At 60.2% G+C, this 14,200-nt stretch carries 14 protein-coding genes and 1 tRNA gene; 5 read left to right on the top strand and 10 right to left on the bottom strand.

The window, feature by feature from the left end:
- Positions 1-72 precede the first annotated feature (72 nt).
- The 7 genes from EZV60_RS03070 to EZV60_RS03040 form a co-directional block, all read right to left on the bottom strand.
- Complete coding sequence (locus EZV60_RS03070) at positions 73-939, bottom strand: sulfotransferase domain-containing protein (RefSeq protein WP_135502007.1); 867 nt, start codon at positions 937-939, stop codon at positions 73-75.
- Positions 932-1,765: a sulfotransferase domain-containing protein gene (locus tag EZV60_RS03065; RefSeq protein ID WP_135502005.1), complete on the bottom strand. Its 834-nt coding sequence runs from the start codon at positions 1,763-1,765 to the stop codon at positions 932-934. The genes EZV60_RS03070 and EZV60_RS03065 overlap by 8 nt, the downstream gene beginning before the upstream one ends.
- A 97-nt stretch (positions 1,766-1,862) precedes the next feature.
- A complete protein-coding gene (locus tag EZV60_RS03060; RefSeq protein ID WP_135502003.1) occupies positions 1,863-2,999 on the bottom strand; it encodes a porin in 1,137 nt (378 codons plus the stop codon).
- A 463-nt stretch (positions 3,000-3,462) separates the two neighbouring features.
- A complete protein-coding gene (locus EZV60_RS03055) occupies positions 3,463-3,849 on the bottom strand; it encodes a carboxymuconolactone decarboxylase family protein (protein WP_135502000.1) in 387 nt (128 codons plus the stop codon).
- 25 nt (positions 3,850-3,874) lie between these two features.
- The gene (locus EZV60_RS03050; protein WP_135501998.1) at positions 3,875-4,720 is read right to left on the bottom strand and encodes an ADP-ribosylglycohydrolase family protein; all 846 of its coding nucleotides are present in this window, start codon (positions 4,718-4,720) and stop codon (positions 3,875-3,877) included.
- Complete coding sequence (locus EZV60_RS03045; RefSeq protein WP_135501996.1) at positions 4,717-5,982, bottom strand: Coenzyme F420 hydrogenase/dehydrogenase, beta subunit C-terminal domain; 1,266 nt, start codon at positions 5,980-5,982, stop codon at positions 4,717-4,719. Before EZV60_RS03045 ends, EZV60_RS03050 begins: the two co-directional genes overlap by 4 nt.
- Positions 5,937-7,379 carry an aldehyde dehydrogenase family protein gene (locus tag EZV60_RS03040; protein WP_135501994.1) on the bottom strand — a complete coding sequence of 481 codons (1,443 nt, stop codon included), beginning with the start codon at positions 7,377-7,379 and terminating at the stop codon, positions 5,937-5,939. Before EZV60_RS03040 ends, EZV60_RS03045 begins: the two co-directional genes overlap by 46 nt.
- A gap of 153 nt (positions 7,380-7,532) precedes the next feature.
- Between EZV60_RS03040 and EZV60_RS03035 the strand changes: the two genes are divergently transcribed.
- Entirely contained in the window at positions 7,533-8,180 is a 648-nt protein-coding gene (locus EZV60_RS03035; protein ID WP_135501992.1) for a dimethylsulfonioproprionate lyase family protein, read from the top strand.
- On the opposite strand, the gene EZV60_RS03030 is transcribed toward EZV60_RS03035, so the two are convergent.
- From EZV60_RS03030 to EZV60_RS03020, 3 genes are all read right to left on the bottom strand, one after another.
- Entirely contained in the window at positions 8,160-9,488 is a 1,329-nt protein-coding gene (locus tag EZV60_RS03030) for an NAD(P)/FAD-dependent oxidoreductase (protein WP_135501990.1), read from the bottom strand. The two genes, EZV60_RS03035 and EZV60_RS03030, sit on opposite strands and share 21 nt — an antisense overlap.
- Positions 9,489-9,587: 99 nt before the next feature.
- A tRNA-Thr gene (locus tag EZV60_RS03025) sits at positions 9,588-9,663 on the bottom strand.
- 57 nt (positions 9,664-9,720) lie between these two features.
- Positions 9,721-10,197, bottom strand: coding sequence for a MarR family winged helix-turn-helix transcriptional regulator (locus EZV60_RS03020; protein ID WP_135501988.1), 477 nt, complete (start codon positions 10,195-10,197; stop codon positions 9,721-9,723).
- Positions 10,198-10,433: 236 nt separating this feature from the next.
- On the opposite strand from EZV60_RS03020, the gene ectA reads away from it, so the two are divergent.
- From ectA to EZV60_RS03000, 4 genes are read left to right on the top strand one after another with little or no spacing between them, the layout of a single operon-like run.
- Complete coding sequence (gene ectA, locus EZV60_RS03015) at positions 10,434-10,964, top strand: diaminobutyrate acetyltransferase (RefSeq protein WP_135501985.1); 531 nt, start codon at positions 10,434-10,436, stop codon at positions 10,962-10,964.
- Positions 10,965-11,008: 44 nt separating this feature from the next.
- The gene (gene ectB / locus EZV60_RS03010; protein WP_135501984.1) at positions 11,009-12,301 is read left to right on the top strand and encodes a diaminobutyrate--2-oxoglutarate transaminase; all 1,293 of its coding nucleotides are present in this window, start codon (positions 11,009-11,011) and stop codon (positions 12,299-12,301) included.
- 3 nt (positions 12,302-12,304) lie between these two features.
- Complete coding sequence (locus tag EZV60_RS03005; protein ID WP_135501981.1) at positions 12,305-12,694, top strand: ectoine synthase; 390 nt, start codon at positions 12,305-12,307, stop codon at positions 12,692-12,694.
- A gap of 30 nt (positions 12,695-12,724) precedes the next feature.
- Positions 12,725-14,167, top strand: a complete 1,443-nt coding sequence (locus EZV60_RS03000) for an aspartate kinase (protein WP_135501979.1) — start codon at positions 12,725-12,727, stop codon at positions 14,165-14,167.
- Positions 14,168-14,200 lie beyond the last annotated feature (33 nt).

Genomic DNA, 14,200 nt, shown 5'->3' with positions numbered 1-14,200 from the left:
ATCGCCGCACAAGCTATTGCGATTGCGCTGACTTTCTGCATTTCTCAACTCTCCAGACAGGTGAGGTTTCGATTAGCCCGCTTTGGCGAACTCTGCGGTCTCTTCCAGCATCTCCGGATACCACTTTGCAATGACATCGGCAAATTCTTCGCGGATACGTCCGACCTGTGCGGGTGTAAGGTCTTCGCGCCACGCGCCGGCCTTGCCCTTGGTGAAGAAGCTCTGGGAACCCTTCGGGCGTTCGACGAAGCCAAGTTTTTCTTCCTGCTTCTTCAACGCCTCGAAACTGGTCGCCTTGATCGCCTTGGCCAGCTTCGGGCGATTTGGCTTGACCTTGAGAAACTGCAACAGGCTCTGCACCGTCCTTGCGGGTTTATCCAGCAGGTCTTCGTAGCGCAAAACATACCGCGGCAGGCCCGGTGCCTCGGTCCAGGCGGTGACGTGATCATCCCAACGTCCCAAAGCATCGAGGATACCTGTCTCGGTTCCCATGATGGTTTCCGGATCGGCCATGCGCGTAATCGCGTCGTCCAGATCGGTAGACACGTGGCGGGCAAAACTCGGAGCCACATCGAAGGGATTTCGGATCATGTAGATCGCACCGGCCGTCACCTCGGGCGGGATAAGATGCGTGTCCCCGACCATGACGGGTCGGCAATGCGTTTTCACGAAATGAGTGCCGGGCTTCGATCCGGCAATCAGGCGCACCGCTTCAGGTCTTACATGAAGCCATTCTTCTATGCTCTTGCCATGAAACGGTTTACCTGCCGCGCGATCAAAGAAATCCTGACGGATATCCGCGGTGGTAAACTGGCGCAGATTGTTGATATCCGGGGCCTGCCCGTGCGGCATGAAGTAATGCGCCAGCAGGCTTCGCAGCCACGTGTTTCCCGATTTCGGATACGAGGCCAGCCAGATGATGCGGCGCAGGTCAGACATTGTAATAGCCGTATTTTTTCATCATGCGCTTATGGTCGCGGCGCACCTTGTCGATCAAGTCGCGGGAAAGATCCTTCTTCCAACCACCGCTTTTCCCGCTGGCGAAAAACCGTTCGCTGTGTGGCGACCTTTCGGTAAAGCCGGACTTCTCCTCTTGCTTGCTCAATTCATCGAAGCTGGAAAACCGGATCGCGCGATCAAGCCTGTCCGGGTCGGGCGTGATCCCTAGGAATTCAAGCGCTTCAGAAAAGCTTTCGTGCGGAGTATCCAGCATGTCCTCATAGCGCAGTGGCAGCACTGGAAACCGGGTACCGTGGGTCCAGCTTTTAACGTGTTCGCTCCAAGTGCCCAGAAACTGCCATGTCGTCGATGCATCTGGCGCATTCGCATTATCGCTCCGCCCGATGGCTTCGACTGTTTTTTCCGGTGTCAGACCGTAGTGGCGCGCATAGGACAGCACCAAATCCAGAGGATTGCGTATCACGTAGATGGCCGATCTGGTGAATTTGGCCGGGATCAGTTCCACCTGCATGGCGTCGCCCCGGATATTGTGGGTTTTTACGAAATTCACATCCGCGTTGTTCGCGACGATCGCCTGTAGCACGCGTGCGCGCAATTGCAGCGTCGCATGCGGATTGCTGGTGTCCACCCGCCCTCCGGCAACTTGCTGATACCTCTGCGGCTTGGAGTCCCCGAAGCCGAAAAGCTGCACCTGGTTAATGCCCAAGGGTTTCGGAGAATTCGCGAGGTAATTCGCCAGGAAGATCCGCAGCCATGTATTGCCGGATTTCGGATAGGACGCCAGCCAGACAATGCTGTTTTTCATGCTCACCTTTCCAGATCGCGAATGAAAGATTGCCCACACAAAAAGAAAACGGCGAGGGAAAACTCCCTCGCCGCTCTATAACAGTCAGCCTAGGCTATTAGAAGCTCAGGTTGATCGCGGTACCGATGGCCGTGCCGTCGATGGTGGAACCAGGCACCAGGAAGGCCGGAGCGGCCGAACCAGCTTTGGTTTCACCGTAAACGAGGTAGACGTCCCAGGAGACGCCCGGTCCAAGGTCGCGGCTGCCGGCGAGCTGGTAGTACTCGTACTCGCCGTCGATTGCGCCCTGCTCGACTTCACCGACGTAGCCTTCAAGACCAAAGGTCCAGGGGCCAGGTGCGTCGTATGCAACACCGAGGCTGTAGCCTTCCTGATCGCCGACGCCGGTGGGTGCACCGTTGTCGTTCTCAGCCCAGGAGCCACCAACGGTGAAGCCGCTGAAGCCGACCTGGAAGCCAACACCCCAGGTTTCCGGATCGGAAACGCCGACAGCGTTGTTGTCTGCAGTACCCCAACGAGCCGCGAGGCTGATGTCGGTGGTGCCGAAGGACTGGCTGTAGTTCACGCCGAGGTCGATGACGTCAACGATACCAGCGTTACGGTTGACCGGAGCGACGTTCGCGGTGTTACCACCGGCGGTCGGCGCGTACGAAATACCAGCCGTGAAGCCGTTGAAGCTCGGCGTGTAGTAGGTCAGACGTGCGGTGTCGTTGTTGCCGGCGACTTCCGTGAAGGACGAGATGGCAGCCTGACGGAAGCCAAGAGCAGCGCCCGGGTGGAACGGAATGAAGGCCGAAGCGGACGGCGAGTTGATGGCGTTAGAGGCAACAGCAGGTGCGCCAACCATCATCTTGTAACCGGCCGAGTTCTCGTAGCCGATGTCCAGACGACCAAACTGGTCACCCGAGATCGACATGTACGACTCGTCGATACCGTCAGCACCACCACCGGAGTTCAGACCCTCCATCTGGATGTTCACGCCGAAGGTCAGGCCGTTGTCCAGCGTGATCGACGGGGTGAAGATGATTTCGGTGTTCGAGTACATCTGGATGCCGTCGAAATCGACGCCATTCAGCGGGCCACCCACGTTGAAGGCAGAGCCGGACACGTCGGTGAACGCGATGTGCTGGTTAAAGAAGCCGCCCCAATCCAGGTTCCAGTCCTGGGCGGAGGCAGGAGCAGCAGCGGCGACGCCGAGGGCGATTGCGCTGGTGCAGAGAAGTTGCTTTTTCAAGGTAGTCCCTCCTTAAAGCAGGAAAGTTTCGTGTACCGCCGCCCCCAGTAGCGGGTCACGGCTTGGGGATGGAATGCGCCAAATACCCCCTAAGTGTCAACGTAACTGCCCCCGGCTATCCTGTTCACGCGAGCGATGTGACGTATTTCACACACACTTGCGACGACGGCAGAGCGCAAACCGGGCCATCTTTGGCAAAAGCCCTTTTTTATATGGATTTTCACAGCATTTCCCCGCCATCGCCCTCGCGTTTCCAAGGGCTCTTGAGCGCCATACGCGCTCCGAAATCCTGAGACTGCAGGGAATCACAAAGGCCCAGTGTTGTGCTGCCGCAACACTCTTGCCGATCCGGCGCGTCTAAGACCGGATTTCGACCGAAACGGCGACCCAAGGGCTTTCCATTTTGCGCGCGCTCCGCGGTCCGGGCCGCTCGGGGTGCGAATCCCCTACCCGGGCAGGCAAATCAAAGACCGCGTTCCTCAAGAACCCGGCGCGCCGAGCGGAAGCACTCCAGTCCCTGCGGCACGCCGCAATAGATCGCGACAACATGCACGATGGCCCGAATCTCATCCTTGGTGACGCCGTTGTTGAGCGCCCCCCGGCAATGGATCTCGAATTCGTGCATCTTGCCGAGCGCGCCAAGCATGGCGAGGTTCATCATTGACCGCGTTTTCGCAGGGATCACGTCGTCGCCCCAGCCAAAGCCCCAGCACCATGCGGTCATCGCCTCCTGGAACGGTCGGGTGAAATCATCCGCCGCAGCGAGGTTCTTTTCGACATATTCTGCGCCGAGGGTCGCCTTGCGTTGCTCAAGCCCCTTGAGGAAGAGGTCTTCATCGAATGTTGCCATCTTGGTCGTCCTTTCGCGGTGGCGGTCAGATATCGATCGGTCGCATGGCGAAGAGGTCGTCAGCTGCCGTGAGGATCTTGTCGTGATCGTAAAGACAATTGCGCCATGACGTCGGAATGGCGTCGTAACCGAAAAGCCGGCCGGCGATCTGGCCGGTCAGCGCCCCTGCCCGGTCTGCATCCCCACCCAGTGTGACCGCGGCGGCAAGCACATTTTCGAAAGTGTCGCCTTGCCCGAAGGCCCAGAAAGCCGCCTGTAGAACAGACATCACGTTGTCGGTCACCGCATCGGGCGGCGTGTCCGGTCGCGGCATCAAGGCACTGTCGCCCGTAACCAGAAGGCGCGCGATGCTCGCAGCGGCCCGTTGACAGACAGGGCTGGCGTGGGTCAGGCGGCTTTGCAATTGCGCCACGGCCATGGCCGAGTCGGTCACGGCGCCGTAGGCCAGCACGACCGGCGCCAGACGCGTTATTCCGGCACTACCCGTCTTCGTCTCATCTGGCGAACCGGCATAGGGGTTCTTGGTCCGCTCGAAGCGTCGCAGCGCATCGGCCACCGTGTCGTCCATGTCGAAACACCTGCGAATGGGCGAAAGATAGCCGTAATCTCGCCAATTGATCAGGCGCTTCATCGCGTCTTCGGCATCCCATCCGTTGGCCGAGCGCAGCATCTGCGCAAGACACATCGCCTGTGTCGTCTCATCCGTCCACTGACCGGGGCGGAGCCCGTGCGGACCGCCGCCAGTCATGGTGGCGACGAGCGGAGTATCCGTGCGCACCTGTCCCGCAAGGCCTGCGCCCAAGGCATCCCCGACCGCCAAGCCAACAAGCATGCCACGCGCCTGATCTTCCGAGAACGGTTTGGACATCATGTCGGCATGTCTTCGTCGAAGCGGCCTGTCCGCGCGCGCCTCAACGCTCCCGCTTCTTCGTCCGGGTCATGACCATCTAGCGCGTCCAGGCGCAGGCCTTCATGTGCGAAGACCGGCTTGCCCGCCGCCACCAGGCCCCGAAGCCGCGCAGCCAGCGCCCGTTTCTTGGACACCTGGTGTGGCTGAACGCGGTCGAAATCGCGCGGGTGCATCGTGTCACCTTCGCTGAGTTCACCCGCCTCGAGCGCCGAATGCCAAAGCGCGTCGCCCTCCGGCGTGCGAAGGATCACACCGTTAAAGCCGTCGTCTTCTCCATCCGGCACGGCACCCGGCCAGATATCGGCAGCTGCGATATCCGCCGCCTCGCCGATGGCATCAGGACAAAGCTTGCATCGGGTCTGGATACGCCAGCCGCTCTCGTCCTCCCACATCTCGTTGTAGGTTTTCTCGAATGCGCGCCCGTCTCGTGTTTCGATCCGGGTGGGGCCGGGATTGCCGTGGCCGCGGTATCGGAAAAGCGTGACATCGCGCTCCGCCACGTCGACGGCGCGCAGCACTTCCCAGGATTTGCCAAGATCCGAGGCGCCGCCGCAGACCATCACCAACACCGCCACAAGACGCCGGGCCAGACGCGGATCCGCCTCGGCCCGGCTGCGCAAAGCGCCCGCGTCACAGGGTTTGGCGATCACGGCAAACGGTTCGTCCCGCACAAGCGCGGCCTCGAGACCGGCCAGCGTGTCCGACGGGCCATAGCGCGAGCCGCAGCGTGCGGCGACATCCTCGGGCGTTTCGCTGATAACCCAGCGCGTGCGCAGCGGTGCGCTTTCGTCCGCGGCGCAATGCAGAATAAAGCGCGCCTTGCCCAAGCGAAGAAGATGCATGCCGAGGGCGGTCAACACGCCACCGGTCGCAGCACGAAAGCGCACATCGGGGTCAGCCGACCAAGCCACGCTCATGCGGGTGTAACTGCCCCAAAGCTCATCGTTTTGCGTACCACGTGGCGTGGCCTTGGCCACGGCACCGGGACAGGCCGCAAGGATCGGGGCATCGTCGGTCGCGTCTTCCGGCGCCAGTGGGGCCGGTCGCAACCGGCCTTCGGGTGTCATGGTCATGCACCATCGTTCGGGCGCCATCGCCTCGCACAGGCCGCAGCCGATACAAAGCCCATTCTCGACCACGTCGCGAAGGCTGTCCGGCTGTCTCGGCAACGCCATGCTCAGCGTACCGCCATCGCGATGTTCTTCGTCTGGACGTAGTTCCAAAGCGCTTCGCGTCCCTTTTCGCGCCCGTAACCCGATTTGCCGTAACCGCCAAACGGCGTCTCGACGCCGCCTGCAAACCACTCGTTGACGAAAACCTGCCCCGCGCGCAGCTTTTGCGCGGCCCGGCTGGCCCGGTTCAGATCACGCGTGAAGACACCGGCAACCAGCCCGTACTCGGTCCCATTGGCGATCCGGACGGCCTCGGCCTCGTCCCGGAACGACATCACTGACAGAACCGGGCCAAAGACCTCTTCCTGCGCAATGCTCATGTCCGGTGTCACCTGGCTAAGCACGGTCGGCTCAAGAAACGCGCCGGGAATATTCATTTTGCGCCCGCCGGTCACCAGCCGCGCCCCCTGTCTCTCGGCATCAGACACCATGCCAGCCGCCCGGTCGCGCTGTGTGTCGCTGGCCATGGCGCCCATCGTCAACCCCGGTGTGTCGCGGTCGATCCCCGGGCCAACCGACAGCGAGCGCGCCACCTGCGCCGCGCGTTCGACCAGTTCTTCATGGCGCGCCTCGTGAACGATCACGCGGCTCATCGCCGAACAGATCTGGCCTGCGTTGAAATAGATGCCCCAGCGGATATCCCGCTCGAATGCGTCGAGATCCGCATCCTCATGCACGATGGCAGCCGATTTGCCGCCCAATTCAAGAACACAGGGCGCGATATGCCGGGCGGCGGCTTCGGCCACTTTGATTCCGGTGGCGACAGAACCCGTGAAGACGATCTGGCGCGCTTCCCCATGCCCTGCAAGCGCAGCGCCTGCCTCGTGGCCCCAGCCGCAAAAGATATTGACCGCACCTGCCGGAAACCCCGCAGCGACCGCCGCCTCAGCCAGCCAGGCACTCGAAAGCGGCGTCAGTTCCGACGTCTTGACGACACAGGCATTGCCCGTGGCCAGACCCGCCGCAAGCGACCGTGCTGCAATCTCGACCGGAAAATTCCATGGTATGATCTGTGCGGAAACGCCGTAGGGTTCTGACTGCGTGAAATCGACATAGCCGGCGCCAAGCGGGATCGAGCGGCCTTCGAGGGTTTCGGCCTGATTCCCGTAGTATTCGAAATACCGCGCCGCACCTGCGATTTCGCGGCGTGCCTCCCACAAGGGTTTTCCCTGCTCCAGGCACAAGACATGCGCGATGTCTTCTTCATGCTCCGTCAAGAAACGCCCCATGGACTGAACCATGCGGCCCCGCTCGACCGGGCGCATATCGATCAAAGCGCCGCTTTCATGAACCCGCAAGGCGGCGCGCACCGCGCGGTCCACGTCGGCTGCATCTGCCATGGCCTGCTCGGCCAGACGCTCGCCCGTGCCGGGGTTGACGATTTCGGCGCGCCCTGCGCCTCCGTCGCCCCATTCACCGTCGATAAAATTCCGCCAATAGCTTTGCATATCCCGGTCCTTACCTCTGCATGCAGCAAGGAATGGCGATTCCCCGCCCGTGTGCAACCGCCGAACACGGCAGCGGCACGCCGTTTTTGGACAAGACCGGCCGCGCGTCCGCTGTCAAGCTTCGTGGCAGAGTTCCAGCCGCGGTCAGATGCCATGCCGATCCACTCTTTCTTTGACATGCCGACAGCGGCTCCGGATACGATCGCTGACGTCGATACACGGCCCATTTTCCATGCCGCGCTCGAACAGGCACGCAAATGGCACAGCACCCTGCCCGCCGCACGCGCCTTTTGCCCCTGGCCGCAGGATCTGCGCTGGCAGCCACGGGATGCGCATCCCCTGCCCGCCGCGGATCTCATGTGCGCCGATCCCGGTCTCGTCAAGAAAGCGGCTGCGCCACTGCTTGCCGCGCTGCAAGCGATCGCGCCTTATGTCGAGTGGCGACACTCCTACACAGCCGAGGAAGTCGGTCAGAAATTTCTGGACACCTTTGGCTGGTTCGAACTCGCCGGACCGGAGGGCCATTTCCGGTCCGATCAGGCCCGCATAACGGTAGGGTATTGGGGACCGGGCCTTTATTACCCACGGCATCAGCACCCGCCGGCCGAGCTTTATACGATCGTCTCGGGCACGGCCCTCTTTGATGCCGACGGCGCGCCGCCTCGCCTGCTTGGCCCGGGTGACACAAGGGTGCATGCCCCCGAACAGCCCCATGCCATGACCACATCGGACCAGCCGCTGCTTGCGCTGGTGTTCTGGCGCGGCGCGGGACTTGACGCGTCACCGCGTTTGTCCGCCTGACCCCCGACGCGCCTGCCAGTTTTCCATGCGGTCGACCCAGAAGCGGTACCAGATATCCGCCGGCTTGAGAAAATGCGGCCGGTCGAAGAGATGCAGCATGTGGCGTGGCAGATGAGTGTCGGCATAGGCCGTCTTCGCGCGCGCGTCTCCGACCGCGAGATATGCCGCCTTCGCTCCCAGATAGGGCGCCATGACCGTGCCTGAGCCGGAAAAGCCCATGGCAAAGCAAAGGCCGTCCTGCTCTCCGACGTGAGGCATATGCGCGAAGGAATACCCCGTGTATCCCATCCACGCGTGACTGAGGCGCGCATCACGCAAGGAAGGCCAGATTTCGACCATCGTGGCGCGCAGACGCCTCGCGGCCTTGTCGAGCGGCAGATCGCGCATCGACGCGCGGCCGCCGAACAGAATTCGGGTGCCGTCGGGGGACAGCCTGAAATAACTGTGACGCGCCCGCGTCTCTACCATCATGCGGCGCCCCGGCGCGAGGTGACCGAGCGTGTTGGACGGCAAGGTTTCGGTCGCGATCAGGTATGACGGCAAAGGAAAAACCCGGCGTGCGTGCCAACGGAACGGCCGTGTCGTGTATCCATTCGTAGCCAGAACCACCTTGTCGGCCCGAACCGTGCCCTTGGCGGTGCGTATGTCGAACCGGCCTTTATCGCGCGCCAAGGCTTGAACACGGGCATGACTGACCACCGGAATATCCCGCCGTCGCGCCGCCTGCATCATACCCCGGTGATATTTGGCCGGGTGCAGGGCGCCATGATCGGGAAAGAGCAGGCCACCGGCATAGCGGTCGGTCTCGATTTCCTGCCGAAGGCCGGATTTTTCGACAAGACTGGCATTGACCGTGCTTTTACTCTGCACCGCATTGGCCAGCCGCCTCTGCGCGTCGAAATGCGACTGTGCCCAGGCAAGTTGGATCCGGCCCGTGGTCTGGAAATCGCACTCGATCCCTTCCGCCTTGATGAAATCTTTCGCCCAGTTGAGCGCTGGTGCCGCCTCAGCAAAAAGCGCATCGGCTGTCCTGGCGCCGAAATGTTGGGCCAGCTTGTCCCAACCAAGGCGGGGATGTGCGCCGAACATGCCACCATTTCGGCTCGAGGCGCCTTCGCCAGGAATCCCGGCTTCGACCACCGCAACCCGCGCGCCGGCGTCATGGGCCGCGATCGCCGCAGAAAGCCCCGTGTAGCCCGCGCCAATGACCAGCACGTCACACCGATCCGGCAGAGGGTCCGACGTCGTCTCCGGCGCGGCCTCCTCCCACCAGTAGGGCGTTCCGATCGTGTTTCCGCCTGTCCACATCCGTTTTTGATCACCCGAACCGCTTGCCTTGAAAAGTGCTACGACAGGTGTCGCGAAATGCAAGCGAAGATGATCGACAGAAGACTGAGTTGAGAAAAGTGGTGCCCCCACACGGACTCGAACCGCGGACCTACTGATTACAAATCAGTTGCTCTACCAGCTGAGCTATAGGGGCATCCTGTGCCGCGCTATGCCAAAACTTGCGGCATGAGGCAAGAATGAAAAACCGCGCCTACGCGCCCCTTGCCAGATCGCCGTGTTCCAGCACCGGCGCGGCGTGAATCTTTTCCGCATCCATAAGATACGCCACGCGCTCCAACGCCGCCACGATCATCGACTGTTCCCACTTGGGCAGTTGCTCGAACCGGGTGACGTAAACCTGCTGAAGGGCGTCGGGCGTCTGTTTCAGCGCGGCGCGCCCCGCCTCGGTCAGCCAAAGGTTGTACTGTCGGCGGTCCTGCTCACTTTGACACCGAGCGATTAGCCCTTTCGCTTCAAGCTTTTGCAGCAGGGCCGTGACCGTTGCCTGCGACACATTCAGTCGCAAAGCAATTTCCTTGGGAACGTGGTTGCCATCTTCCGAGATGATGTTGAGCACACGGGCCTGAACCGACGTAAGCCCCGAGGAACGCGCAAGTTCCTGCCCCGACATCTCTGTCGCGCGCAAAATGCGGCGCAGCGCGACAAGACTTTCTCTGGTTCGGTCCATCTTCTGCTGACCTCTTGCATAAAACCCGTGTAGTGTACGGCCAACATACTTTAATGATAAAAGCAATTCTTTCAAGTCACCGCATGACGTTAAGTTGTAATAAAGATTTTTTTTCATTGTAAAACAGGAAGTTATTATTATTTCCGAAAAAAATTACTTAGTCTGTTGAAACTTTTTGCGGCTAAGGATAGTTTGTCTGTCCGATGTGCAACAATACGATCAGATTGGAACCAACCATGGCCAAAGACCTCGCTAAAGAGCGCGATGCGCGCATCACCTTTCGGAAACCGACGCCACAGGATGGCGCCGACGTCAATGCGCTGATCGAACAGTGCAAGCCGCTCGACGAGAATTCCGTCTACTGCAATTTGATCCAGTGCGATCACTTCCGTGACACCTGCGTTGTGGCGGAGAGCCGTAAGGATATCGTGGGCTGGATTTCGGCATACATTCTGCCGGACGCCGAAGACACGATCTTTGTCTGGCAAGTCGCTGTGTCCGAAAAGGCGCGTGGTCAGGGCCTTGGTTCGCGTATGCTGAACGAAATCGTCTCTCGCCCCGAGTGCAAGAATATCACGAAGATGCAGACAACGATCACCGCGTCGAATAGCGCATCGTGGAGCCTCTTTGAGCGCTTTGCTGACAAGAAAGACGCAGACCTGACAAGTAAGGCCTATTTCAAGCGCGACGAGCACTTTAATGGCGAGGCGCCGACCGAACACTTGGTGACAATCAGTCTTGAAGAAGCGCTGAGCGCCGCGGCGTAACACGCGCTTCGAGACACCAATTCTCCCAACAACTGGACCTCAAAATGTCGACTGACAAGGAACACAAATTCGAAATTTTCTCGCGACGCGAAAGCCAGGTACGGAGCTACTGCAACAGCTTTCCGACCAGCTTCGTCAAAGCCAAGGGATCGATCATGACCGACGATCAGGGTCGTGAATATATCGACTTTTTGGCGGGCTGTTCGTCGCTGAACTACGGGCACAACGACCCCGACATGCAGGCGGCTCTGATAGAGCACATTCAGTCCGACGGCGTCACGCATGGCCTGGACATGTACACCGACACCAAGGCGCGCTTTCTGGAGGCTTTCGAGGATATCATTCTCAAGCCGCGCGACATGGATCACAAGGTCATGATGGTCGGGCCGACAGGCACCAATGCGGTCGAGGCCGCGATGAAGCTTGCCCGGAAAGTGACCGGTCGCCGGAACATCATCGCCTTCACGAACGGTTTTCACGGAATGACGCTTGGCGCCCTGTCCTGCACGGGTAACGCCGGCAAACGTGCCGGCGCAGGTGGCGGGCCTATCTGCGGCACTTCGCGCATGCCGTTCGAGGGCGCGTTCGGCGATGATGTCGATACGCTGAAGCAAATTGAGCTGATGCTGGACAATCCGTCTTCGGGAATCGACGCCCCGGCGGCCTTCATTGTGGAGCCTGTCCAAGGCGAAGGTGGCCTCAACGCCGCATCGCCCGAGTGGCTCAAGGGTATTGCCGATCTCGCGAAAAAGCATGGTGCCCTGCTGATCGTCGATGACATTCAGGCGGGCTGCGGCCGCACCGGAACGTTCTTTTCCACCGAAGGAATGGGGTTTCAGCCCGATATGATCACACTGGCGAAATCTTTTTCGGGCATGGGCCTGCCATTTGCCGCCCTGCTCGTGAAGCCAGAGCTGGATATCTGGAAACCGGCCGAGCACAACGGCACGTTCCGCGGCAACACCCACGCTTTCGTGACCGCTCGCGTCGCGTTGGAAAAGTTCTGGAAAGACGACTCGTTTTCCAAGGATGTCATTCGGAAAGGCAAGCGCCTGAAAGAGCGTCTTGCTGAGATCGCCGAACACGTGCCGAACGCCAAGCTTAAGGGCCGTGGCATGATGCGCGGCATCGATGTTGGCTCGGGCGACCTTGCAGGTGCAATCTGCGCTGCCTGCTTTAAAAAGGGCGTGATCATCGAAACGTCTGGCGCACATGACGAGGTGGTCAAGATCCTCGCGCCACTTACAACGCCGGACACGGTTCTTGAAAAAGGCCTCGATATCCTCGCCGATGCCGTCGCAGAACAAATCGCAACAGCCAAACTGGCAGCGGAGTAAATCATGCTAATTCGCGACTTCAACGAGCTCAAAAACACCGACAAATCCGTGTCGGACGCGGAGTGGAATTCCGTTCGCATGCTCCTCGCCGATGATGGCATGGGCTTTTCGTTCCACATCACGACGATAAAGGCCGGTTCGGAACACGTGTTCCACTACAAGCACCACTTCGAGAGCGTCTACTGCATCTCGGGTAAGGGCACGATCACCGATCTTGCCACGAACGAAACGCACGAGATCAAGCCGGGCGTGATGTACGGGCTCGACAAGCACGACAAGCATCGCCTCGTTTGCGAGGAAGAGTTAGTGCTGGCGTGCTGCTTCAACCCGCCGATTACCGGCAACGAAGTGCATCGCGAAGACGGCTCTTACGCCCCGGCGGAAACAGCATAACTGACCCGAACGAAACGGACAGGATCCATCGTGACCCAAACCAAATCACATACGGTCGAAAAAATCGGCGGCACATCCATGAGCCGCACGGCAGAGCTGCTCGACAGTCTCTTTATCGGGGACCTGTCCGGCGACGCTCTTTATAACCGCATCTTTGTCGTGTCCGCCTATGGCGGTATCACGAACCTGCTTCTTGAAGACAAGAAAACGGGTGAGCCTGGCGTTTACGGCCTTTTTGTCAACGCCGACGATAACGATCATGGTTGGATGAGCGCGCTAAGCCGGGTCGGCCAGGCGATGCAAAAAGCGCATTCGGACATTCTCAAGCACAAGGCGGATCTGCAGGCTGCGGACGATTTTGTTCGTGACCGCATAGACGGCGCTCGGAACTGTCTTATCGACTTGCACCGCCTGTGCTCTTACGGGCATTTCCGGCTCGGCCAGCACATGAACATCATCCGCGAATTGCTGTCCGGTCTCGGCGAAGCGCATTCTGCTTTCGTTACGGCGCAGCTTCTCAATCGTCACGGTGTTGCCGCGCGCTTTGTCGATTTGTCCGGTTGGCGTGATGAGGGCGAATATTCGCTGGAGGACCGGATCGTCGACGGCTTGCGCGATATCGATCTGAAAAGCGAATTGCCGATCGTGACTGGCTATGCGCAATGCGTGGAAGGCCTCATGAAAGAGTTTGACCGCGGCTATTCCGAGGTCACATTCTCGAAAATCGCATCTCTAACCGGCGCGGGCGAGGCGATTATTCACAAGGAATTTCACCTGTCCTCGGCCGATCCGAACCTTGTCGGCGAAGACGCCGTGGTGAAGCTGGGTCACACGAACTACGACGTCGCGGACCAACTGTCGAACATGGGCATGGAGGCGATCCACCCCTCGGCTGCGAAAATGCTGCGTCAGGCGAACATTCCGCTGCGCGTGACGAACGCGTTTGAGCCCCAAGATCCGGGCACGCTCATCGACGACCGGCCCGCAGAGTACGCCCGCGTCGAGATGGTCACTGGTGTGCAAGTACACGCGCTCGAGCTTTTCGAGCAGGACATGGTGGGCGTCAAAGGGTATGACAGCGCCATTCTCGATGTGCTGAAACGGCATAACCTCCGGATCGTGTCCAAGTCGACCAACGCAAACACGATCACCCATTATGTCGATGCCCCGCTCAAAGCCGTGCGTTCGGCCGAAAGCGATCTGACCCAGTTGTACCCAGGGTCGCGCGTCAGTGTGCGCCCGATGGGCATCTCCGCAGTCATTGGACGTGAACTGGCCGGGCTCAAGGTCACGCTCAAAGGGCTTTCGGCCTTGGACGAGCACGGGATTGATGTGCTGGGCCTGCTGCAGGGGTCGCGGTCTGTCGATGTGCAATTCGCGGTCCACCGCGACGACCTCGACTCGTCGATCAAGGCGCTACACGAGGCACTCGTCACTCCAAAATCCGAGGCAGAGCCCAAGCTCGTCGCCTGATCTGAACGAACTGATGAAATGGCCCCGTTAACC

This window comes from Roseovarius aestuariivivens (assembly GCF_004761875.1).
In the GTDB taxonomy this organism is placed as follows: Bacteria; Pseudomonadota; Alphaproteobacteria; order Rhodobacterales; family Rhodobacteraceae; genus Roseovarius; species Roseovarius aestuariivivens.
Note: the sequence above shows the minus strand (reverse complement) of the source record. Positions and strands in the feature narration are given on the sequence as shown.

Coding starts and splice junctions, on each gene's coding strand:
- EZV60_RS03065 (WP_135502005.1), bottom strand. CDS start 1,765: ATGAAAAACAGCATTGTCTGGCTGGCGTCCTATCCGAAATCCGGCAAT.
- EZV60_RS03030 (WP_135501990.1), bottom strand. CDS start 9,488: ATGTGGACAGGCGGAAACACGATCGGAACGCCCTACTGGTGGGAGGAG.
- ectA (WP_135501985.1), top strand. CDS start 10,434: ATGGCCAAAGACCTCGCTAAAGAGCGCGATGCGCGCATCACCTTTCGG.
- EZV60_RS03035 (WP_135501992.1), top strand. CDS start 7,533: ATGCCGATCCACTCTTTCTTTGACATGCCGACAGCGGCTCCGGATACG.
- EZV60_RS03005 (WP_135501981.1), top strand. CDS start 12,305: ATGCTAATTCGCGACTTCAACGAGCTCAAAAACACCGACAAATCCGTG.
- EZV60_RS03020 (WP_135501988.1), bottom strand. CDS start 10,197: ATGGACCGAACCAGAGAAAGTCTTGTCGCGCTGCGCCGCATTTTGCGC.
- EZV60_RS03050 (WP_135501998.1), bottom strand. CDS start 4,720: ATGATGTCCAAACCGTTCTCGGAAGATCAGGCGCGTGGCATGCTTGTT.
- EZV60_RS03070 (WP_135502007.1), bottom strand. CDS start 939: ATGTCTGACCTGCGCCGCATCATCTGGCTGGCCTCGTATCCGAAATCG.
- EZV60_RS03055 (WP_135502000.1), bottom strand. CDS start 3,849: ATGGCAACATTCGATGAAGACCTCTTCCTCAAGGGGCTTGAGCAACGC.
- EZV60_RS03040 (WP_135501994.1), bottom strand. CDS start 7,379: ATGCAAAGCTATTGGCGGAATTTTATCGACGGTGAATGGGGCGACGGA.
- ectB (WP_135501984.1), top strand. CDS start 11,009: ATGTCGACTGACAAGGAACACAAATTCGAAATTTTCTCGCGACGCGAA.